The organism is Microbacterium sp. USTB-Y, from assembly GCF_023703415.1.
Lineage (GTDB): Bacteria > Actinomycetota > Actinomycetes > Actinomycetales > Microbacteriaceae > Microbacterium.
This window is the reverse complement of the sequence record NZ_JAGMTU010000003.1, coordinates 312500-333806: the sequence shown is the minus strand read 5'-3', so window position 1 is coordinate 333806 and position 21307 is coordinate 312500. Positions and strand designations below refer to the sequence as shown.

20 protein-coding genes and 1 tRNA gene are annotated in these 21307 nt (G+C 67.9%); 10 read left to right on the top strand and 11 right to left on the bottom strand.

Features of this window, described 5'->3' with window-relative positions; translation table 11 throughout:
- Window positions 1–82 precede the first annotated feature (82 nt).
- The 3 genes from J8G10_RS08785 to J8G10_RS08775 form a co-directional block, all read right to left on the bottom strand.
- Entirely contained in the window at window positions 83–1069 is a 987-nt protein-coding gene (locus tag J8G10_RS08785; protein ID WP_251443272.1) for an NAD(P)H-quinone oxidoreductase, read from the bottom strand.
- 68 nt (window positions 1070–1137) lie between these two features.
- A complete protein-coding gene (locus tag J8G10_RS08780) occupies window positions 1138–1296 on the bottom strand; it encodes a zinc transporter permease (protein WP_194762343.1) in 159 nt (52 codons plus the stop codon).
- Between the two features lie 11 nt (window positions 1297–1307).
- Window positions 1308–1859, bottom strand: coding sequence for a hypothetical protein (locus tag J8G10_RS08775; RefSeq protein ID WP_251443270.1), 552 nt, complete (start codon window positions 1857–1859; stop codon window positions 1308–1310).
- Between the two features lie 231 nt (window positions 1860–2090).
- On the opposite strand from J8G10_RS08775, the gene J8G10_RS08770 reads away from it, so the two are divergent.
- Window positions 2091–4949 (top strand): LuxR family transcriptional regulator, encoded by a 2859-nt coding sequence (locus tag J8G10_RS08770; protein ID WP_251443267.1) that lies wholly within the window; start codon window positions 2091–2093, stop codon window positions 4947–4949.
- Here the strand turns inward: J8G10_RS08770 and J8G10_RS08765 are convergent.
- The 6 genes from J8G10_RS08765 to J8G10_RS08740 form a co-directional block, all read right to left on the bottom strand.
- Complete coding sequence (locus J8G10_RS08765) at window positions 4946–6196, bottom strand: NAD(P)/FAD-dependent oxidoreductase (RefSeq protein WP_251443263.1); 1251 nt, start codon at window positions 6194–6196, stop codon at window positions 4946–4948. The genes J8G10_RS08770 and J8G10_RS08765 overlap by 4 nt on opposite strands.
- On the bottom strand, window positions 6193–6552 hold the full coding sequence (locus tag J8G10_RS08760; RefSeq protein ID WP_251443261.1) for a UBP-type zinc finger domain-containing protein: 360 nt from the start codon (window positions 6550–6552) through the stop codon (window positions 6193–6195). Before J8G10_RS08760 ends, J8G10_RS08765 begins: the two co-directional genes overlap by 4 nt.
- A 61-nt stretch (window positions 6553–6613) precedes the next feature.
- Window positions 6614–6997 (bottom strand): nuclear transport factor 2 family protein, encoded by a 384-nt coding sequence (locus tag J8G10_RS08755; protein ID WP_251443258.1) that lies wholly within the window; start codon window positions 6995–6997, stop codon window positions 6614–6616.
- A gap of 8 nt (window positions 6998–7005) precedes the next feature.
- Window positions 7006–7413 (bottom strand): nuclear transport factor 2 family protein, encoded by a 408-nt coding sequence (locus tag J8G10_RS08750; protein ID WP_251443243.1) that lies wholly within the window; start codon window positions 7411–7413, stop codon window positions 7006–7008.
- A gap of 4 nt (window positions 7414–7417) precedes the next feature.
- A complete protein-coding gene (locus J8G10_RS08745) occupies window positions 7418–8044 on the bottom strand; it encodes an acetate uptake transporter (RefSeq protein WP_251443240.1) in 627 nt (208 codons plus the stop codon).
- A gap of 113 nt (window positions 8045–8157) precedes the next feature.
- Complete coding sequence (locus J8G10_RS08740; RefSeq protein WP_251443237.1) at window positions 8158–9099, bottom strand: Dyp-type peroxidase; 942 nt, start codon at window positions 9097–9099, stop codon at window positions 8158–8160.
- 208 nt (window positions 9100–9307) lie between these two features.
- On the opposite strand from J8G10_RS08740, the gene J8G10_RS08735 reads away from it, so the two are divergent.
- Entirely contained in the window at window positions 9308–10153 is an 846-nt protein-coding gene (locus J8G10_RS08735; RefSeq protein WP_251443234.1) for a helix-turn-helix domain-containing protein, read from the top strand.
- A gap of 206 nt (window positions 10154–10359) precedes the next feature.
- The gene (locus J8G10_RS08730; RefSeq protein WP_251443231.1) at window positions 10360–11469 is read left to right on the top strand and encodes a CdaR family transcriptional regulator; all 1110 of its coding nucleotides are present in this window, start codon (window positions 10360–10362) and stop codon (window positions 11467–11469) included.
- Between the two features lie 43 nt (window positions 11470–11512).
- Here the strand turns inward: J8G10_RS08730 and J8G10_RS08725 are convergent, their stop codons facing one another.
- Window positions 11513–11887, bottom strand: coding sequence for a DUF488 domain-containing protein (locus J8G10_RS08725; RefSeq protein WP_251443228.1), 375 nt, complete (start codon window positions 11885–11887; stop codon window positions 11513–11515).
- Window positions 11888–12023: 136 nt separating this feature from the next.
- Between J8G10_RS08725 and J8G10_RS08720 the strand changes: the two genes are divergently transcribed.
- Together J8G10_RS08720 and J8G10_RS08715 are read left to right on the top strand one after the other, a co-directional pair.
- Window positions 12024–12587 (top strand): YbhB/YbcL family Raf kinase inhibitor-like protein, encoded by a 564-nt coding sequence (locus tag J8G10_RS08720; protein ID WP_251443225.1) that lies wholly within the window; start codon window positions 12024–12026, stop codon window positions 12585–12587.
- Window positions 12584–12886, top strand: a complete 303-nt coding sequence (locus J8G10_RS08715; RefSeq protein WP_251443223.1) for a Dabb family protein — start codon at window positions 12584–12586, stop codon at window positions 12884–12886. Before J8G10_RS08720 ends, J8G10_RS08715 begins: the two co-directional genes overlap by 4 nt.
- Window positions 12887–13033: 147 nt before the next feature.
- Here J8G10_RS08715 and J8G10_RS08710 read toward each other — a convergent pair.
- Window positions 13034–13107: transfer RNA gene (locus J8G10_RS08710), tRNA-Gly, on the bottom strand.
- A 183-nt stretch (window positions 13108–13290) separates the two neighbouring features.
- Here J8G10_RS08710 and J8G10_RS08705 point away from each other — a divergent pair.
- From J8G10_RS08705 to J8G10_RS08685, 5 genes are all read left to right on the top strand, one after another.
- On the top strand, window positions 13291–14235 hold the full coding sequence (locus tag J8G10_RS08705; RefSeq protein ID WP_251443220.1) for an ABC transporter ATP-binding protein: 945 nt from the start codon (window positions 13291–13293) through the stop codon (window positions 14233–14235).
- Window positions 14232–15056 carry an ABC transporter permease gene (locus tag J8G10_RS08700; protein WP_251443218.1) on the top strand — a complete coding sequence of 275 codons (825 nt, stop codon included), beginning with the start codon at window positions 14232–14234 and terminating at the stop codon, window positions 15054–15056. Before J8G10_RS08705 ends, J8G10_RS08700 begins: the two co-directional genes overlap by 4 nt.
- Before the next feature lie 414 nt (window positions 15057–15470).
- Complete coding sequence (locus tag J8G10_RS08695; protein ID WP_251443216.1) at window positions 15471–19289, top strand: efflux RND transporter permease subunit; 3819 nt, start codon at window positions 15471–15473, stop codon at window positions 19287–19289.
- Window positions 19286–20596 (top strand): histidine kinase, encoded by a 1311-nt coding sequence (locus J8G10_RS08690; RefSeq protein ID WP_251443214.1) that lies wholly within the window; start codon window positions 19286–19288, stop codon window positions 20594–20596. The genes J8G10_RS08695 and J8G10_RS08690 overlap by 4 nt, the downstream gene beginning before the upstream one ends.
- Entirely contained in the window at window positions 20593–21306 is a 714-nt protein-coding gene (locus J8G10_RS08685) for a response regulator transcription factor (RefSeq protein ID WP_251443211.1), read from the top strand. The genes J8G10_RS08690 and J8G10_RS08685 overlap by 4 nt, the downstream gene beginning before the upstream one ends.
- Window position 21307 lies beyond the last annotated feature (1 nt).

The following is a 21307-nucleotide window of genomic DNA, read 5'->3' as shown; positions in this document are numbered from 1 at the left end:
GTGTCTCCAAAGTCGATGTGATCTGTCGGGAGCAGCAACCCCCGTTCGATGCCGCTGCCCGACAGATCCAGCCCCAGACGGGCTACTGCTCGAGGGCGTTCAGGACGACCTTCCCCACGGTCTGCCCGCCTTCGAGAAGTTCATGTGCCCGGTTCGCTTCTGCGAGCGGGAATACTGCGTCGACGGCGCCGCGGATGGCGCCGCTTTCGATGAGCGGCAGGACGTCGCGCGTGACACCGGCGATGATCGCGGCCTTCTGGGCTGCGGGCCGTGCCCGCAGGAGGGTGGCGGAGATGCTGGCTCGGCGCGACATCAGCTCCCACAGATCGACGGTGGCCGGACCGGTGGATCCGCCGATGATGACGAGGTGGCCATCGTCGGCGAGGCATTCGATGTTGCTCTCGAGGTACGGCGTTCCGACGATGTCGAGGATGGCATCGACGCCGCGCCCGTTCGTTGCGTTGCGCGTGACCGAGGCGTAATCCTCGCTGCGGTAATTGATGGCGACGGATGCTCCGAAGCCGAGGACGGCGTCTGTCTTCGCGGTGCTTCCGGCGGTGCCGATGACCCGGGCACCGATAGCGGTTGCCCACTGTGTGGCAAAGGAACCGATTCCTCCGGCCGCACCGTGGATGAGAACTGTCTGACCTGGCTTCAGGCCCGCGATCATGGCGAGGTTCGAGTAGACGGTGCAGGCGACTTCGGGAAGGCCTGCCGCTTCGAGCATGGTCATGGTGGTCGGCTTGGGCATCACCTGGGTTGCGGGGACGACGACTTCTTCCGCGTAACCGCCGCCGGTGAGGAGCGCGCATACTTCGTCTCCGACCTTCCAGCCGGTGACGTCCGCGCCCACGGCGTCGATGACTCCGGCGCATTCCAACCCGAGTCCGGGAGGAGCTCCCGGCGGCACGGGGTAGTGGCCGCGACGTTCGAGCAGGTCAGCGTTGTTGATGCCGGCGGCGTGGACGCTGATGCGCACCTCGTGAGGTGCGGGGTGGGGTCGGTCCACCGAGATCAGGCGGAGCACGTCAGGTGAACCAGGTCGGGTGAACCGTACTGCTGAGGTCATGGGGTTCCTTCGTTCTCGAACGCGGGCGGGTGGAGGAGACAGTCTGCCCCCTCCACCCAGACGGGTTCTTAGTGCTCGTCGTAGTGGTCGCCGTGAAGCGCGTGACGGTGGTCGTCGTGGACGTAGTCGACGTGGTCGCCGTGGGCGACCGCTTCGTGTCCACAGCTCGCGCCGTGCTCGTGCTCTGCGACCGTGTGGTGCTCGGCGTGCGTGTCCGTGGTAGCCATGGTCACTCCGCTCAGGCGGATGCGTTGGCCTTGGCGTACGCGACGATGCTCTGCGCGTAGTGCGGCGTCTCGAGCTCGCAGTGACGGCCCGAGGCCTCCTGACGGGCGGCTGCGGCTTCCTCGAAGGTCTGTCCGCTGGCCGTGATGAACTCCAGGAACTCCTCCGTGGGGTGCGAAGTGACGGTGTTGACGTAGCGCAGCTGGTCGCCCTCGAGCTGCTCCATGCCGAGCTCCCAGATCACCTGGGTGGTGGTCCAGCCGGCCGGGGAGAGAACGTCCGAGATGGAGACCATCTTGCAGTAGTGCTTGCTGGCGACCTCGTAGCGGTAGTTCTGGATGACCAGGCCTGCACCGATGACCTCGACGTTGATCGACATGGGCGTGCCGTCGTCGTCGACCGTGTAGCCGGCGGCCTTGTGGTCGCCGGGCGCACAGCGCTGGTACTCGTGGGTGGGGAGGTTCCTCAGCCACGCTTCGATGTCGATGTCATCGAAGTTGCCGGTGACGTCAGACGTGACCACTGCGTGCGAAAGCACGAGGTCGGGGCGAGGGGTTGCAGCCATGAGAGGCTCCTTCGTTTCATGCCGGTGTCCGGCGGGTGTGTGGATTGGCACGAGCCGCCGATCCGGCGTTCGCAGATGCGACGCTATTCGGCAGTTTCAGGGGGTACATCCCCCGGGGCCCACCGGCACATCGCATGTTCTATTCGCGCACCATCCGGCCGGAGAACGTTGCGACGATTGGCGAAAGCTGCTTCGTCTCATGTTCAGCCGTCGCGCGAGTATCGTGAGTGCGTGCCCCCCTCCCGCAAGCCACATCGCGCTAGCAACCGCGACGCGCTCGCAGGGAGTGCAGCCGACCTCTATCTGGTTCCCGTACGCGGTCGAAAACCGGAGGTTCACGCGATTGAGCAGGGGTTCGACCTCGCGTTCACCGGGCACAACGCTGTCACGGTTTTCTCCGGCGATCCCGGGATGGGCAAAACCCGTCTGCTGCAGCATGCTTTGCAACTCGCGCACGCACGCGGATGGTCGACGCTCGTGGTGGCACCGGATTTCGACTCGCAGTTGTCGCCGTTGGGTGCCCTCATCAGTGCGGTGACCGAGGCGGCCCCACCTTTGCTCAGCGCTGACGAACTGCACGCGGCGATTCAGGGAGCATCGCCGCAGTACTGGATCACGCGCGTGCTCGGCGACACACTGGAATCTGCCAGTTCTCGCGCCGGGGTACTCGTCGTCGTCGACGACCTGCAGTGGTTGGACTCAGGGTCCCTCTCGGTCCTCGCCGCGCTGCTGCGAACCCTTGAGGGGCTCCCTGTGTACTGGGTCTTCGCCACACGCAGCGGAGCCTACGGCCCCGAGCATCGGCGGTTCCTCGTCAACCTTCGAGAGTTCGCCTCTGTCATCGATCTGTCTTCGCTTGACGTGGATGCTGTCGATGCGATGGCCCGCGACATTCTTGGGGCCGCGCCGGGGCCGAAGGTCGAGGCGGCCATACGCAAGACTGGCGGGTCGCCGCTTCTGATTCTCGAGATGCTTCGCGGGATGGAAGAAGAGGGGCTCCTGCATCCGTCCCGTGGCATGGTCGACCTCGAGAAAGAAGCGGTTCCTGCCCGGTACGGCGCATCGGTGCGAGAACGCATCGCGGCGCTCGATGCTGATGCCCGTCGAATCGCCCAGATCGGCAGTCTCTTCGGTCGAGAGTTCCCCCTCGGCGGTGTCTTGGATGTCATCTGCCAATCCGCCGCGCAGGCCGTCCCCGCGGTGCAGCAACTCCTCGACCTCGGATTCGTCGTCGACACCGGAAGCAGCTTCGCGTTCCGTCACGACACGATTCAGGCTGCAGCGTACGACAGTCTGTCCCCCACCGTGCGGCGAGCGGTCGCTCGAGAAGTCCTGCAGCATCGGTTGCGGGCCGGAGAGTCGGTGTCTTCCCTGGCGTCCCCGATTTCAGCAGCGGCTGAAGCTGGAGATGACGCGTCCATCGATCTGCTTTTCACCGCGGCTGCGGAGCTCGCCCCCGTCGACGCCCGCGGCGCGGCAGAGTTGACGGTGCGTGGAGCACAGTTGGCGCGAGGGCGGATCCACCACTCGACCCGCGTGGTCGAGCTGCTTCCGTTGGTACTCGCCGGCGGCCTGCAGGACGATGCCCATCTCATACGTGAGTCGCTCACCCCCGGCCTCACCGCGGACGAACGCGCACGGGTCGGCCTCGCCTTCGCCAGGCAACTCACGGAGTCAGACTTCGGCAAAGCTATTGCGGAGACGGAAACAGCGCTGGCTCTCGGAGGGGTCTCTCAGAAGACCGTCGTGGAGTTGCTCGCGGTTCGTGCACTCAACTACGCGAACAAGGCTGACGCGGTCGGCCTGCGCGACAGCCTGGCACGCGCCCGGCAGAACGCCGATGATGACCGCGATCTTCTCGCGGTTGCCACCGTGGACGCCACCGAGTCAGTGCTTCTGTTCAACGAGAATCGCTTCGATGAGGCGCAACGGTTGCAAGAATCGGCGCTCGAGAAGCTCGAACGCGCCGGCAGGTCCGCGGTGCTGTGGGTCCCGGAGGGCCTGTGGATGGCCTTCATGCTGAACAGCAGAGGCGACTGCGAGGACGCTCTTCGGCTTGTTGACGACGGTCTGCGTGATGCGAGAACTGCGAAGTACGTCGTCGCCGAGGCGTTCTGGATGATGGTGCGCTGCCGAGTCCTCTACGACCTTGGTCGTTTGGATCAAGCGCGCGAGCAAGCAGAGACCGTCCTCGACCTCGCGGAGCTCCTTCACCTCGGCGATTTCGCGAATGCCACAGCGGGGGTGGTGCTGCACCGGATCGCATTGGACACCGGCGATGTCGAGCTGCGGCAGAGTGTTCGATCCCTCGTGGAACACCTTGCGGATGGCATGAGTCTGACCAGAACCGGCAAGTGGAGCCTGGCGCTCGAAGCGTTCGATCTCGGCGATATCGAGATGGCCTACGGGTACACGGCACTGGCCCGCGAGTGCGTGAACGTGCCGATCCCCTCGATGACCAGTCCCGCAGACTTCTCCGACGATGTGTACCTGGCCTATCTGAGCAAGAAGATGGGCGACGACGCCGCCGTGGAGAAGGTCGCCAGGCACGCGGCCAGTCGCGCGTCCCAGAATCCCGACAATGCGTACGTCTCGGCGGTGTCCTTGGCTGTGCAGGCGGTGCGCAATGGATCGTTCTCCGCTGTCATGGAAGCGGTCGCATTGATGGAGGAGGTAGAGCGACCACTGATTCGTGCTCGGTTGCTCGAACTCGCTGGCAGCCTCGCCCCGACGGACGATGAAGCGGCGAGCTGCTACGTGCGAGGGATGCGCCTCTTCGAGGAGTTGGGTGCGGCCCGCGAAGTGAGTCGCGTGCTCCGAACGCTCCGAAACCGCGGAGTTCGGACGAGGGCGAAGTCGGTCAGCGACGGCCCGATGGGGTTGTCTTCACGCGAGTATCAGGTCGCCGAACGTATTGCAGCGGGGCTGACGACACAGAAGATCGCCGAGGATCTCATGGTGTCCCCGCATACGGTCGTCACGCACATTCGCCACATCTTCTCGAAATGGGGCGTGAACACGAGGCGCGAGGCGGCACATCGATTCCAGGAGGAATCCGCCGCTGCGGCAAGCCCCTCTCGCAAGGTCTAGCCCGATTCCGCCAGGTATCGGTGGATGAGAGTGACGGCCATCGCGCCCTCGCCAACGGCCGAGGCGACCCGTTTGACGGAGTTCGCTCGTACGTCGCCGGCGGCGAAGATCCCAGGAACTGACGTCTCCAGATAGAACGGTGGACGGGCTATTGACCACCGCTCAAGATCCGCGGGGGCCAGGTCCACACCGGTCAGGACAAAGCCACGGCTGTCGAGTTGGACATCGGTGGTCTCTGCCCACTCGGTGTTCGGGGCGCCGCCGATGCAGACGAACAGGTGGGTCGCGGGCACGCGTGTCGTCGCGCCTGCCTGGTCGAGCGTAATCTCACGAAGATGGTCGTCACCGTCGACCGCGACGACGCGGGTGTGGAGGAGAATTGTGACGTTCGGCTGCACGGCGAGTCGGTTGAGCAGATAAGCCGACATAGTCGAGGAGAGCGAAGCTCCGCGGACGACGACGGTGACGCGGGCGGCGTGAGCTGCCAGGTTCATCGCCGCCTGTCCTGCAGAGTTCGCGCCACCCACGACATACACGTGCAATCCGATACAGGCGGAGGCCTCGCTGGTGCCTGCACCGTAGTAGATGCCCGCCCCTTCCCACTCACGCTCCCCGTCTAGACCGAGTCGCCTCCACCGCACGCCTGTGGCGGAGAGTGCCGCGCGGGCATGGATCTCCGAACCATCGGCGAGGACGGCGCGCACGTCATGGTCTTTGAACGTCCGGGCGATGCCGTGGCGCATGAGAACGAGGTCTGCCCCGAACGATAGCGCCTGGCGGCGGGCTCGCTCGGCGAGCTCCGCACCGGAGATCCCACCGGGAAAGCCGAGGTAGTTCTCGATGAGGCTGCTGAAGCCGGCCTGCCCGCCGACAGCGTCGCGTTCGACGACAGCAACACTGAGACCCTCCGACGCTGCGTAGACGGCAGCCGAGAGTCCCGCGGGGCCCGCCCCGTGAATGATGAGGTCGTACGCAGACCGTGACGGCGGCGTCACCCAACCCAAGGCGGACGCCACCTGAGCCGGCGTGGGATGCTCGAGCATCTCCCCGTCGGCGAACAGCACCAGCGGACGCTGGCGACCGGTCAGGAGTACGCCTTCGACCTCCCGAGAGTCAGGCGGCACGCTGATGGACAAGAAGGGCACTTCACTTCGAGTCAGATAGTCACGCAGTGCATAGGCGTCTCGTCCATCCGCGTCCGCAATTAGTTTGAGCGGCAGCTTGCTGCCAGGAGTGATCTCAGTCATGCGTTTTCGGCGAGTTGATCTTCCCAGTTCCTCGGCACGCGATCTGCCGGCCCTGGGGTGGTCTGGGATCGTGGGTGGCTTCGCGGAGGCGCGAGGAGAGGCCCCTCGAATGCTGTTTGGGTGCGGAAGTCCCAGAACCAGTCCTCGCCTGGTTCGAAGCTCTGAATGACGCGATGGCCGCTCGTGTGGGCGTGCTTGGTCGCGTGCTTATGCAGGGAGTCGTCGCAGCATCCGATGTGTCCACAGAAGGCGCACCGCCGAAGGTGCAGCCACCACGAGCCGATCTCCTCGCAATCCACGCATCCCGGCCCGGATGGCGGAACGTCCGCTCGGATGAAGTCGTTGGCGTCGCTCATGAGCAGTTCTCCTGTCGTTGGTGCACGGTCGGGGTCATGATGGTTGGGTTCGTGACGGGACTCAAGCGTGCACCTGGTGCCAGGCACTGATTCTGAAGTTGTCCACACGGAAGCTCGCGAACCCCATGACCCATTGAGGGCCGGTCGCGGGGAGGGTGAGGCACATCGCTAGCTCGGCGAGCACCACCTGCCCCGAGACTGCCAAACTCACGAGTTCTGTGTGCCAGTCGGTGAACGTGCCGCGGATGTCGCGGATCATCGACACGACGGCGCCGCGTCCGTGAATGATCTCTCTTGCGGATGGTCGATACGTGACGTCCTCGGTCAGGAACGCGTGGATGTCGTGGTCGCTTCCTTCGTTGAGGATGGTGACGAAGTCTCGGATGACCAGTTCGATCTCCAGTAGCTCGATAGCGGTCAGCGGGCGTTCCCAATGCTCGTGCATGTCGTCCTCTACGCCGTAGTGATCCGGAGAGCAGAGATCGTGTCGCCGACTGTGGAGAAGGTCAAAGTAGCTGGGCCGTTGTAGCTGTCTCCGTGCACTTGGGTGTGCACGGCAAGGTCACTGCCGTCCCAGGCGTGCAGGAGGTCCGTGAACTGCACGCGGTTTTCGATGATCCACTTCTCGATCCACAACGTGATTCCCTGAAAGCCCTCGAACAGCATCCCCCACGCATCCACATCCGCGTCTGGGTGGAAGCACCGGGTGAGAGCGTCAGCGTCCTGTGAATTTGCGGCGTGCAGGGCATCGGTGACAACGGAGGGGACGTGCCCTTCGAGACGACGCACGTGCTCGAGCGCAGAGCCGCTGGCTGGAGGCCACATTTCGACGGGAGTCGGAAGGTTGGTTTGCGGGCTCATGTCACTACTCGCGGCTGCCCAGCGGAATGACCGTTCGGTGCCAGGTGGCGTTCACCACGGACGCGAAACAACCGTAGAGGCCGAGGATTCCCACGACGAAGCCGGTGTACCCGGCGGCACGGGTGATCACGTCCGAGGATGCGTACGCGCCAATGGCGAGGAGGACGAACGTGACGGCTGCGGCGCTGAAAAGAACGGTGAGCAGCACGGAGATGCGGGTGCACGGGACGACCAGGAAAGCGGTGAAAACGGCCCACAGGATTAGGAACGTCCCCATGCCCTCGCCGCCTGCTTTCTCCAGCATGCCGGGGGTGGTGATGGTCCACCAGTAGGCGAGCCAGAATGCTCCGTAGGACACGAAGGCGAGGGCCCCGAACGTGTTCGCCTGCACGAACTCCCAGATGCCGGCGATGATCTGAGCGACCCCGCCATAGAACAGGCCGAGTCCAAGCACAGCGACCGCCGCGCCGGGGAAGATGCCTGCGTTGGCGAAGCTCAACAGGAAGGTCGACATCCCGAATGCGCCAAGGCCGAGGGCTGCAGGGTCGGCGATGCCACGAATGACGGGGTGGCGAACGGACGCGACCGGCTTCGGGGTGTCGGTCATGGGCGGTGCGGTGTGGGTGGTCATGGGTGCTCTCTGTCGGGTCTGAGGTGCAGTGGATGTTGTGACGGTAGGTGCAGGGTGGGAGTCGGGACATCCCCCGGTGTAGTTGTGGACATCGCCTGTTCGACTCGTCGCCACTACTCCGGGGAACGGAGCGAGGCGAGGACGTCGCCGCGTGGTGCGAAGAACACTGAGCCGGTGATGGCGGTGGAGAAGTCCAGGAGCCTGTCATGCAGGCCGGGAGGGTCACCGACAAACATTCGTTCCAGCATCTGCTGGATGACCCACAGGTTCCGCGTGTAGCCGAGGAAGTACGTACCGAACTCACCGCGTCCGGGGCTGCCGAACGGCATATTGTCTCGCTGGATATCGTGCTCTGTGCCGCCTGCGTCGGTGATGGTCGTCAGGGTCTTGTGGGACTTTTGGCCCTCATCCGCGTCGTCCAGCTCGACCCCTTCAAGCTTCGTGCGCCCGATGATGGTCTCTTGCGCTTCGGTGGTGAGATCCCGCCACGCGCCCAGCGGATGAATGTACTTCTGCGTGACCACGTAGGTGCCGCCGGAGTGCGTCGGGTCCTCATCGCCGACGAGCACGGATGCCTCGGCATCCGGCCCCACGGGGTTGGCGGTGCCGTCGACGAATCCCAAGAGGTCTCGACGGTCAAAGGAGCGAAACCCGACCGTTTCGTCTTGGACGACGACGGAGGCCCCAAGCGTCTCGAGGAGTTGACGTTCGAGTTCGAAGCAGACATCGGCGCGCTCAGCGCGAATGTGAAACAGCAGGTCGCCCGGCGTTGCCGGAGCCGCGTGCGCGGCACCGGTGACCGGTGTGAACTCGCGCAACTGTTGTGGTGCGGCAACCCCGGTCAGGTCATCCCAGATTCGGCTTCCGATTCCGACCGTGCAGGTCAATGCTGTTTCGGGAAAGCGGAACGTGAGCGCTTTGACAGTGTCGGCAAGACCGATGAGGACCTCTCGCACCTGATCCAGCCCGTCAGTCGTCACTGTGGAGATGAGGAATACGGCGTTCGCCGTCAACGGCGCCGTCAGCGCCTGCACGCTTTCGGTCGTCCCAGCCACAGAAGTCCTCGCTCTCATGCGCTCGTACCTCGTGCGCCTGAGAAAGTGTGAATCGCTCAGGAAGTAGACAGCATCCGACAGGTGTCGAACACCAACTCGACTTTCGGACGTGGGATATTGACGGACGCTTCGGGTGATGTGGCGGGCTTGCGGCCCTCGGTACGTTTCCAACGCACACGTTGAGAACACCGACCCCCAGGGAGCGCGCATGGACACCGCTTTGATTGCACTCGGAGACTACTTCCGGGCGCGGCGCGCCGTTATCTCTCCGGAGGATGTCGGTCTCCCACGCACTCGTGGCCGTCGTGTCGCGGGGCTCCGTCGGGACGAGGTGGCTGAGCTTGCGGGGATCAGTAACGACTACTATTTGCGCATCGAACAGGGGCGGGGAGCGCGCCCGTCCGACCAGGTCATTGGCGCAATCGCACGGGCACTCCGGCTGGATGTGGAATCCACGGCGTACGCCTTCCGTCTCGTGTCAGGGCAGATGCCCCGCGGAGTCATCCGCGACAGCGACACACCAGATCGGATTGCGCGCACCCTGTCGCAGTGGACGCACACCCCCGCATACGTTTCCGACCCTCACCGGGACATCATCGCCTCGAACCCGCTCGCGACGATCTTCGGTGAAGGTGGGCTCGCGGCCGGCTCGAATCAGGTCAGCGCCCTGTTCAATGAGCGCATGCGACGGAGTCTTCTCGAATGGGAGCCCATGGCCCGTTCGGCCGTGGCGACGCTGCGGCGTGACGCGCACCCGCACTCTCCACGACTTCGTGAGCTTCTCCGGCAGTTGTCCGTGCACGACGACTTCAGACGCATCTGGGAACGCCACGATGTCTCAGGCCCCGAAGACGCGACCTTCCGTTTCGTGTTCGAAGGCGTGGGCGAAATCGCCATCGACGCTCAGAACTTCGCGGTTCGCAGTATGCCGGGATATCAGCTGACGGTGTTGTCCGCGCAGCGAGGCGGCCTGGGCGCAAGGCTATTTACGCGGCTCGCGGAGTCGCTGCCCGGCGGGGCCGGCACCGTCCTCATGACCGGAGCCGAGCGATGAGTGCTGACTCAGGGTGGTACAACGCGGACCTGTTACCCGCCGGCTGTCCTTCCGTAGCGTCGTTGGTGTGGCCAGAACAGACTCAAGCAACTACTGAGCATCGTGCGGGAATCCGCCCCGACCTCATCCCGCTACCTGCGGGGGGCGGAGCGACAAGCCTGCAGGACCTCGTCGATGAACTCTCCGACGTCCTCGGTCGTTCGGTCATGATGCAGGACACCGACTTCCGACTGGTTGCCGCCAGCGCGCAGGGAGACGACATCGATGAGCTGCAAGTGCGCACACTTCTCACCAGAATGACACCTGAGGTGGAGCGCGACTGGGCAGAGCAGTGCGGGGTCACACGAACGCGCCATCCCCTCACCGTCGACTTCGCCGAGTTCGGTGCACATGAGCGATTCATCGTTCCGATCTGGGGCGGCGATGAGCAACTCGGCACGATCTGGCTCATCAAGACCGGCTTCTCCCCGCTCAAAGAAGATGAGTTCCGCGCCATCGACGCGACCGTCACTGTCGCCAGCTCGCTCCTGCAAGCCAGGTCGGGGGGAACGGCACGCAATGCCCGCGAAAGTGTCTTCCGCTCCCTCCTCGCGAGCGACCCAGCCTCACGTCGCGAGGCGCTTGCTACAGCTGTTCGCAGCCATGGCGTCACCCGCGGACCGGAGACGGTCGTACGCGCCATCACCGTCGCGGAAGACGCACCTGTGATCCAACGCGCGGCGCTCGGCCAGGCGCTGGAGAGCACAGCCCGACAGGCTCTGTTCTTTATCGGCGAGTTGGGAGCAGCGCTCCTCTTCATCGGTCGACACGGGGCCCCGGAGAACATCGATGCGCTCATCACGTCCGAGGCAGACAGGGCCGGCGTAGCCCTCAAAGGGATTGGGTCCGCCGCCCTTTCACCGCATGAGACCGATCTTCTTCCGGTCGCCGGGCGAGCGGTCGCGACCGCGGCAGTCGTGGAGATGCTTCCGGAGCTCGGGATGAGCGCCCACGCGGACAACGTGGGCCCATGGCTGTTCCTTGCGGACGTGCTCGTAGATCCGGCGCGTCTGCAGTGGTACTCACCAGCCGCTCACACACTCATCCACGATCCCGACCCGATGCGCCGTCAGACCGTTGAGGTCCTCCTGGATACCGCCAATCATGTCCGCGACGTCTGCGAGACCCTCCACATCCACCGCACCACCCTGTACTACCGGCTCGAGAACATGCCGCCCGTAGTGAAAGAAGCTCTGGATAACGGGATGCAACGCAGCGCCCTGCACCTGGCACTGAAGCTCGCGACCTATTGGGAGAGCGCCGGACACATCCGGTGAGCTGCGCCCGGCGACGAGAGGCGCGTGCCACCCCGAGGTGTTGTCAGCTGTCGAAGTCGTCCACGAGACGCCGCAGTACGTAGTCCCGGAGGATGCGGGCGTGGTTCACGACCGGGTCGTGCGCCCCGTAGAGGAGCGTGACGGTGGGGTGGGCGCTCACGACCGCCGCGAGATGGCGCACCTCCGACTCGTTCGCATCCAGCTCCGCCTCGTACCGTTGCGCGAACTCGACCATCCGAGCCGGGTCATGATCCCACCACGTCCGTAGAGCCGGGGTGGGTGCGATGTCACGCATCCATTCGTCAAGGTCCGCGTGCCCCTTCGAGACGCCCCGCGGCCACACCCTGTCCACCAGCACCCGGAACCCGTCCTCCACGGCCGCAGGTTCGTAGACGCGCTTGATGAGCAGCCTGTTCATGAGGTCCTCGCAGGTTTTCGGGCAACGATGGCTCCACGGTAGGAGCGCTGTCCGGCCTGGCGCACCGGACGAATGTCGAACCGCCATCCGACTCCCGCTCGATGCTCGCGCTCGGTCGCAGTCGTTGAATGAGGTCATGACCAACGACCCGAACTGGAAGCTTCCCGAAGTTCCCTCCTTCTCCCTCACAAGCCCAGACTTCGTCAACGGTGCGCACCTTCCCATGTGGGTTCGCGGTTCCGCCGGCGGCGGCGAAGACCGGTCGCCCGCCCTGCAGTGGTCAGGCGCTCCCGAAGGCACGCAGAGCTATGTGCTCTCCGTGTTCGACCCGGACGCGCCTTCGGGCTCGGGCTTCTGGCACTGGACGCTCATCGACATTCCGGCCGGCGTCACGGCTCTCGTTCGCGGAGCGGGAACCGAGGACGATCTGCTGCCGCGAAACGTGAAGCGCCGCCGCAACGAATACGGCACAGACATCTTCATCGGCGCCGCCCCGCCCGCCGGTCACGGCCCGCACCGGTACGTCTATACGCTCAGCGCGCTCGACATCCCGACGCTTGAAGTCGCTGCGGACGCGACCCCGGCCATCGTCGGCTTGAGGTTGCGACCGCACATCATCGGCCGGGCTCAGCTCATCGGATACCAGGAGACCACCGCTGACGGAAAGCCGGCGTACGGCGAGGACGGAGCGCACGCATGATTCATCACCTGGTGTCGTGGAAGCTCCGCGACGACGTCGACCGCACCGAATCCATCGCTCGCACCCGCGAACTCCTTGTTGGGCTGGTCGGCATCGTCGATTCCATCCGGACTATCGACGTCATCGAGAACGTCGCATTCCCGGAGGTGAACCACGACTTCGCGGTCCTCGCGACCTTCGACGACGTCGCAGGTCTCGAGGCTTTCGCGAACAACCCCATCCACCGGGCGGCTGTCGTCGAGATCCACACTTTCGTCACTGAGCGGGGCGGTATCGACTGGGAGTCCCCAGCTACCTGACCAGCTGCGATCTGATACCGACGGAGAAACGCGCGAAGGCTTCTGAGCGCCCACCACCGTAGAGCCAGGGGAGTCCTGGGATGACTCGGCCCAGAACTTCAGTCTGAAGTAACTCCAGAATGTCCGGAATAGCTTTGGAAGTCACAGTGGAGGGGCTGACGGGAATCGAACCCGCGCTGTCTGCTTGGGAAGCAGAAGTTCTGCCATTGAACTACAGCCCCGTGCGTCGGTGACGCCTGGCCAGCATAACAAACGTCCGCGACTCCGCGATCCGCGGGGTGCGGCCCGCCGCGTCCCCGCAGCCCCGCTCGCCATTCGGGTTTCCCGGAGTCATCCACGGGGATACCCCGAGTCATCCTCCAGACGGATGCGGCGAGGCGGCGGGCTCGCCTAGCGTCGAAGGCATGATCACCGCAGAGGGCCTCACCAAGAGATACGGACCCAAGACCGCCGTCGACGACGTCTCGTTCACCGTGCGTCCGGGGACGGTCACGGGCTTCCTCGGCCCGAACGGCGCAGGCAAGTCGACCACGATGCGCATGATCGTGGGCCTCGACCGCCCCAGCGCGGGCCGGGTCAGCGTGAACGGTCAGGAGTACCGCGGGCTGCGCGCCCCGCTCACCGAGGTGGGCGTGCTGCTCGACGCGAAGGCCGTGCACACCGGCCGTTCCGCGCGCAACCACCTGCGCGCGATGGCGGCGACGCACGGGATCCCCGCGTCGCGCGTCGACGAGGTGATCGAGATCACCGGCATCGGATCCGTGGCGCGCAAGCGCGCGGGCGGATTCTCGCTCGGCATGGGTCAGCGGCTCGGCATCGCCGCGGCGCTGCTCGGCGACCCGCACACGCTCATCCTCGACGAGCCGGTCAACGGACTCGACCCCGAGGGCGTGCTGTGGGTGCGCAACTTCGTGCGCCACGCGGCCTCGGAGGGGCGCACGGTGCTGCTCTCCAGTCACCTCATGAGCGAGATGGCGCAGACCGCCGACCACATCATCGTGCTCGGTCGCGGCCGCGTGCTCGCCGATGCGCCCCTGTCGCAGCTGGTGCAGGAATGGACGACCGCCCAGGTGCGCGTGCGAAGCCCCCGCGTCGTCGAGCTCGGCGAGCTGCTCGTCGCCGCCGGCGCCGTGGTCACCGGCACCGCCCACGACATCATCGAGGTCAGCGGCCCCGAGGCGTGGTGGATCGGGGATCTCGCCGCCGAGCGCGGCATCCCGCTGCATGAGCTCACCCCCACCAGCGGCTCGCTGGAGGACGCCTACCTCGCCCTCACCGGCGACGCCGTCGAATACCGCACCCGCGCCGTGCCCGAGGCCGGCGCCCCGATCCCGGAGGTGGTCGCATGAGCGCCGTCGCCCCCACCGCATCCGTCCGCTCGGGCGGCTACCGGCTGACCCTGCCGCGCACGCTGCGCAGCGAAGGGATCAAGCTCGCCACGCTGCGGTCCACCTGGTGGTCCATCGCGATCACCGCCGTCCTGACGATCGGCATCGCCGCGCTGATCGCCTTCGCCATGTCGTCATCCGCAGGTCCGCAGGCCGGAGCGATCAACGGCATCACGGCCGTGGTCATGCCGATCCAGTTCACGGCGCTGCTGGCCGGGATCCTCGGCGCGATCGCGGTCACCGGCGAGTATTCCACGGGCATGATCCGCTCGACGCTCACCGCGGATCCGCGGCGCGGACGGGTGCTGGTCGCGAAGGCGGTGGTGCTCGCGGCGTTCCTCTTCCTCGCGTCGCTCGTGATGTTCGTCGTCGCCGCCGTGATCGTCTCGGCGATCCTCGGCGCCCACGGCGGGGGCCTCGAGTGGGGCACGCCGGACAAGGTGATCCTGCCGTTGCTCTCCGCCGCCCTGACCATGTCGGTGTGCGCGCTCATCGGCGTCTCGTTCGGCTTCCTGCTGCGTTCGGGAGCCGGGGCGATCGCCGCGACGGTCGGCCTGCTGTTCGTGCTGCCGATCATGTCGAACTTCTTCGCCTTCGGCGGGGAGTCCTGGAAGTGGGTGCTGGACGCGGCGAACTACCTGCCGCTTTCTGCGGCGCAGAGCGCGATCCTGCCCAGCGACACGGCCGCGCTCTCGGCGGGCGTCGCGTTCCTCACCCTCGGCGCCTGGGTCGCGGCGGGGCTGCTCGGATCCTGGGTGGTGCTGCGCTCCCGCGACGCCTGATCCGCGGGTCCCGCCGACGGCGCCCCTTCCGCACCGCGCGGAGGGGGCGCCGTCGTCCGTTGGAGGGTGGTCCCGGCGCGCAATTCAGGCTGGGGTCGCGGGTCGAGGGCGGATCCGGCCCTTCCAGCACCGGGTGCTCGGGTCTGGCCTGAATTGTGCGGGCAGGGCGGGTATGCGGATGCCGGGGGGCCGAGCGGGGCCGGCCGGGCAAGGGCGCGAAGCCGGGGCGGGACCGGTACCCGATGTGGGGCCGGAGCTGCGGATGTGGTACCTGAGGACGACCCCGGGACGGGGTGGATCCTCCCCGAAGCGGATGCGGCGGACCGCCCGTGACGGGTTTGCTGAAGGTACGGCTCGTCGCAGCCCGCGGCAGTTGTGGTGCCCTGCGCCCGCCCGTGATCGCCTGGAGGATCCGTGACCCTGCTGACCCGTCTCAGCCTCGCCAACCGTGCCGTCGTCGCGCTGTTCACCGTGCTCATCGTCGGCATCGGCCTCTGGGCGACCGGGAGCATGAAGCAGGAGCTGCTGCCGTCGATGTCGCAGCCCGCGGCGATGGTCATGGTGACCAAGCCCGGTGCGTCGGCCGAGACGCTCGATCACGATGTGGTCGCCCCGCTGTCCGGGGCCCTGGGCGCCGTGGCCGGGATCGACGAGGTGCGGGCGAGCACCTCGAGCGGCAGCGGGCAGGTGACGGTGACCTGGGCGTTCGGTCGCGACGACGCCAAGATCCTCGCGGACCTGAAGTCCGCGACGACCGCGGCCCTCGCGACGGCGGGCGACGGCGTGCATTCCGAGGTCTACGCCGGAAGCTCGGCCGACATCCCCGTACAGAGCCTCGCGATCACCGGCGACGGCGACCTCGAGGCGTTCGCCGACCGGGTCGACAAGACGCTCGTGCCCGCGATCGAGCACGTGCCGGGGGTGCGCGCGGTGCAGGTGTCGGGCCGCACGCCGCAGCGCGTGCTCGTGACGCTGGACCCCGCCCAGCTCTCCGCGCGTTCGATCGACGCGGCCGCGGTCTCCGGGCTGCTGCGCACCGCGGGCGTCGTGGTGCCCGCGGGCACCAGCACCGACGGGAAGCGGACCATGGCGATCGAGGTCGGTCAGGAGGGCACGTCGGTCGAGCAGATCGCGGCGATCCCGATCCCGACGCTGCAGGGTCCGGTGGCCCTGTCGGCCGTCGCCAAGGTCGAGCTCGCCCCGGTCCCGCAGAGCACGATCTCCCGCGCGGACGGGCGCCCGGCGCTCAGCCTGACGATCACGAAGACCCCCGAGGCGAACGCCGTGCAGGTCTCGCACGCGGTCACCGCCGCCGTGGCGAAGGCCCTCCCGACGCTCGGGGGCGCGGCGAAGAGCTCGGTGCTGTTCGACCAGTCCACGATGATCGAGAAGTCCACGCACGATCTCGCGGTCGAGGGCGGTCTCGGCCTCGTCTTCGCGGTGCTCATCATCCTCGTGTTCCTGCTCTCGCCCAAGGCGACCGTGATCACGGCGGTGTCGATCCCGCTCTCCCTCCTCATCGCGGTGATCGGGCTGCGCGTGGGCGGGTTCTCCTTCAACGTGTTCACGCTCGCGGCGCTCACCGTCGCGGTCGGCCGCGTGGTGGACGACTCGATCGTCGTGATCGAGAACATCGCGCGCCGGCGCGGATCCACGGGGCTCACGCCCGCCGACGTGCTGGCGGCGGTGCGGCAGGTCGCCGGAGCGGTGACGGCGTCGACCCTCACCACCGTCGCGGTGTTCCTGCCGGTGGCCCTCGTCGGAGGTGTGGCGGGCGAGCTGTTCCGTCCGTTCGCGCTGACGGTGACGATCGCGCTGCTGGCATCGCTGCTCGTCTCGCTGACGATCGTCCCGGTGCTGGCCTACTGGTTCATGCGCAAGCCCGCCCGGAGGGCGGAGGGAGCGGCCGCGGAAGGCGTCGCGGCGGAGGACGGCACTGCAGAGAGCGGCGCCCGAGACGGCGCCGCGGAGGATCTCCGCACGGCGGACGACGCGCGAGACGCCACCGAAGGGCCGGGGGGCGCCGGCAGGGCTGCCGTCGGCGCGGGCGCGATGGCCGCGGAGGGCGAGGCGGCCGGCGTGGGGGCGCTGACCGCGGAGGCATCGATGCCCGCCGACGGCGCCGAGCGCGTGACCCGGATGCAGCGCGCCTATCTGCCGTCGCTGCGGTTCGCGCTGCGCCGCCCGGTGACCGTCGTGCTCGTCTCGGTGCTGGTGTTCGCCGGCACGCTCATCTCGGCCGGGTTCCTGAAGACCGACATGCTCGGCAGCTTCGCCGACGAGCGTGCGGTCACCGTCACCCAGAAGATGCCGCTGGACACCACGCTCACCGTCGCGGACGACGCGGCGACCGCGCTGGAGAAGAAGGTGGGCGGGCTCGACGGCGTCGCGTCCTACCGCACCACGGCGGGCGAGCAGGGCGCGCCGGTGACCGTCGACCTCGTGATCGCTCAGGATGCGGATCCGAAGGCGGTGCTGAAGCGGATCCGGTCCGCGGTCGCCGGCCTTCCCGGATCCGATCGCATCACGGTCTCGACCCAGGCGACGGAGGCCACGTCCTCCTCGATCGACGTGATCGTGAAGAGCCCGGACGAGAAGGCGCTCGCCGCGGCCGCCGATGCCCTCACGAAGTCGCTCGGCAAGGTCGACGGGATCGGCACCGTCTCGAGCGACCTCGCCGCCGACCTCCCGGTGCTCAAGGTCGCGGTCGACCCCGCACGGGCCGCCGCGCAGGGGTTCACGTCCGCCGACGTGGGCTCGGCGATCTCGGCCGCGGTGCAGGGTGAGCGGCTCGGCTCCGTTTCGATCGACGGGGCGAGCAGGGATCTGGTGCTGCGAGCGCAGTCGTCGGCGACCGACCCGGCGGCGATCGCCGCGCTGCCGCTGCCGATCTCGGCGCTGCAGGCGCAGAAGACGCAGAAGGATGCCACCGACGCGCTGCAGCGCGAGCAGGAGGCGATGTCCTCCGACGCGCGCCGCGAGGCGGAGGCCAAGGCCGACCAGCAGCTCTCCGAGCTGTACGACGCGCGCTCCTCGGGAGCGGGGCAGCTCGCCGATCTGCGGGAGCAGCTCGCCGCGCTCCTCGCCTCGCCGCCGCCCGCCGACTCGCAGCCCGCCACGCAGGGTCAGCTCAGCGCGCTCGAGTACCAGAAGCTCGTGCAGCAGCTCACCCAGGCGGTCGCCGGGGCGGAATCGAGTCTCACCGGACTCGACGAGCAGATCTCCGCCGCGCGCTCGGCGATCGCCGACGGGGCCCGGCAGCAGGCCGAGACCGATCGGATGACGCAGGCGCAGCGCGATCTCGAGCATCTGCGGGCGACGCCGATCCGGGTGGGCGACATCGCCACCGTCGAGGTCGTCGCCGCGCCGGCGACGATCACCAGGATCGACGGTGCGCGGGCCGTGACGATCTCGGCGACGCCCGCCGAGGGCGCCGACCTGTCCACCGCCGCGTACGGCGTGCAGACGGCGGTCGCGAAGGCCGACCTGCCCGCGGGCGTCACGCTCGACGAGGGCGGCGCGGCGACCGAGCAGGCGCAGTCGTTCGGCGAGCTGGGGGTGGCGATGCTCGCGGCGATCGCGCTCGTCTACATCGTGCTCGTCGCCACGTTCCGGTCGCTCGTGCAGCCGCTCCTGCTGCTCGTCTCGGTGCCGTTCGCCGCGACAGGCGCGATCGCGGGTCTGCTGCTGACGGGGACGCCCCTCGGGATCCCCGCGCTCATCGGCATGCTGATGCTGATCGGCATCGTGGTGACCAACGCCATCGTGCTCATCGACCTCATCAACGAGTACCGGCGCGACGGGGCCGATCTCGACGACGCGGTGGTGCACGGAGCCCGCTTGCGGCTGCGGCCCATCATCATGACGGCCTGCGCCACGATCTTCGCCCTCATCCCGATGGCGCTCGGCGTCACCGGCGGCGGGGCGTTCATCTCGAAGTCCCTGGCGATCGTCGTGATCGGCGGACTGGTGTCCTCCACGGTGCTGACGCTGCTGCTGGTTCCCGCGCTCGTCGTGCTGTACGAGCGCCGCGGGGACCGGCGGCGCCGCAGGAGGGAGCGCCGCGAGGAGCGCCGGGCGCGCCGCGAGGGCGGGGTCGAGGTGTTCGAGTCCGCCGTCGCCGAGGAGGCGCCGACGACCGCCGGGGCGCCGGACGCGGCCGAGGTGCCGACCGCGGGCGATGCGGATCGGGGCATCGGCGGGTCAGGGGACCGTGGGAGACTGGCGACGTGACCGACGGCTCCGCGCGCGCCCTGGACCGGGCCGCGTCGCGCTGGCAGCGCCATCCTCGTGCGGCGGACGCGCTGACGACGGCGAGCTGGATGGTGCTCACCGTGGTGCCGATGCTCAGCGCCGCCCCCGGAGGTTCGGCCGCGGCCACGGCGCCGCGGACGACCACGCCCTTCGGCCTCGGGCTGGGGCTGGTCGTCGTCGTGATCATCGCGACGCTCATGATGCTGTTCCGGCGGCGCAACCCGGTCCTGGTGTTCGCCGTCGCGGTGACGCTGCCGCTGGTGCTTCTGCCGTTCTCGCTGGACGTGGGGCGGTTCGCGACCGCCTACGCGGTGTTCGCGATCGCCGTCTACGACACGGTCGCGCGGGCCTGGATCGCCGGTGCGATCGCCTACGCCGTCAGTCTCGCCCTCGGTGTGCTGCACCTGCTCACCGGCTTCGGCCTCCTGCCGGTGAGCCGCTCGGAGAGCCGCCTGGAGACGGCTCTCACCTATGTCGCCTTCGATCTGCTGGTGCTGCTCGTGGCGCTGCTGTGGGGGCAGAACGCCGGCAACCGCCGCCGCTACGTCGCGGCGCTCGTCGAGCGGGCCAGGATCCTCGAGCACGAGCGCGATCAGGAGGCGCAGCTGGCGGCGCTCGCCGAGCGGTCGCGGATCGCGCGGGACGTGCACGACATCGTGTCGCACTCGCTCAGCGTCATCGTGCGGCTCGCCGACGGGGCCCGGGTCGTGCTCGACGCGGATCCGGATCGGGCCCGCGAGGCCGTCGGGCAGATCGGCGGGGTTGCCCGTTCGTCTCTCGACGAGATGCGGCGGGTGCTCGGGGTGCTCGAACGGCCGAGCGGACGCGAGCCCTCGCGCAGCGGCACGGGGCTGGAGGATCTGCCCCGCCTCGCCGAGGTCTACCGGGGGATCGGGCTGCCGGTGCGGCTGGACGTGGTCGTCGCACCGCGGTCCGTCGAAGGAGTCTCGGGCGGCGGTGAGGCCGAGGAGATCCCGGCGGGGCTGCAGATGACCGTGTTCCGGGTCGTTCAGGAGTCGCTCACGAACGCGCTGCGCCACGCGGACGCCCCGACCGAGGTGACCGTGGCGGTGAGCATCGACGCCGCGGCGGTCCGCGCCGAGATCCGCGACGACGGGCGGGCGGGCACCGAGCGCACGGGCGCTGCTGCGGAGACGGTGCGCGTCGGCCGGGGGCTGCTCGGGATGCGCGAGCGGGCTGCGCTCTACGGCGGCACGCTCGAGACCGGTCCGCGGGACGGCCGCGGCTGGACGGTGCGGCTCGACCTGCCCCGGAGCGCCTCATGACAACCGTGCGGGTGCTCATCGCCGACGACCAGACCCTCATCCGCGCGGGGCTCGCGATGGTGCTCGCGGCGCAGCCCGACATCGAGGTCGTCGGGGAGGCCCAGGACGGCATCGAAGCGGTCGCCCTGGCCGGGGTGCACCGGCCGGACGTGGTGCTGATGGACGTGCAGATGCCCCGCATGGACGGCCTCGACGCCACGCGGGAACTCGTCCGCGCGGGGAACGGCACCCGGGTGCTCGTGCTCACGACCTTCGATCTCGACGCCTATGCGTTCGGCGCCATCGACGCCGGCGCCAGCGGGTTCCTCCTCAAGGACTCGGACGCCGACGACATCGTCGCGGCGGTCCGGGCCGTCGCCGCGGGGGACGCGGTGCTCGCCCCGCGCGTCACCTCGGAGCTGCTGCGCCGTTTCACCGACCTCGCCCGCGCCGCGGAGGATCCCGCTCTCCGCGCCCGCTCCGAGAATCGACGCGTCGCCGCCGCCCGGCTGGAAGTCCTCACCGACCGGGAGCACGAGGTCTTCGACGCCCTGGTGCAGGGTCTGTCCAACGCGGAGATCGCGGAGGCGCTGTGGCTGAGCGAGTCGACGGTCAAGACGCACGTCGGCCGGGTGCTGCAGAAGCTCGGCATGCGCGATCGCGTGCAGGCAGTGGTCTACGCGTTCCGCAACGGCCTGACCGATCCGCCCGACGCGCAGCGGCTACGCTGAG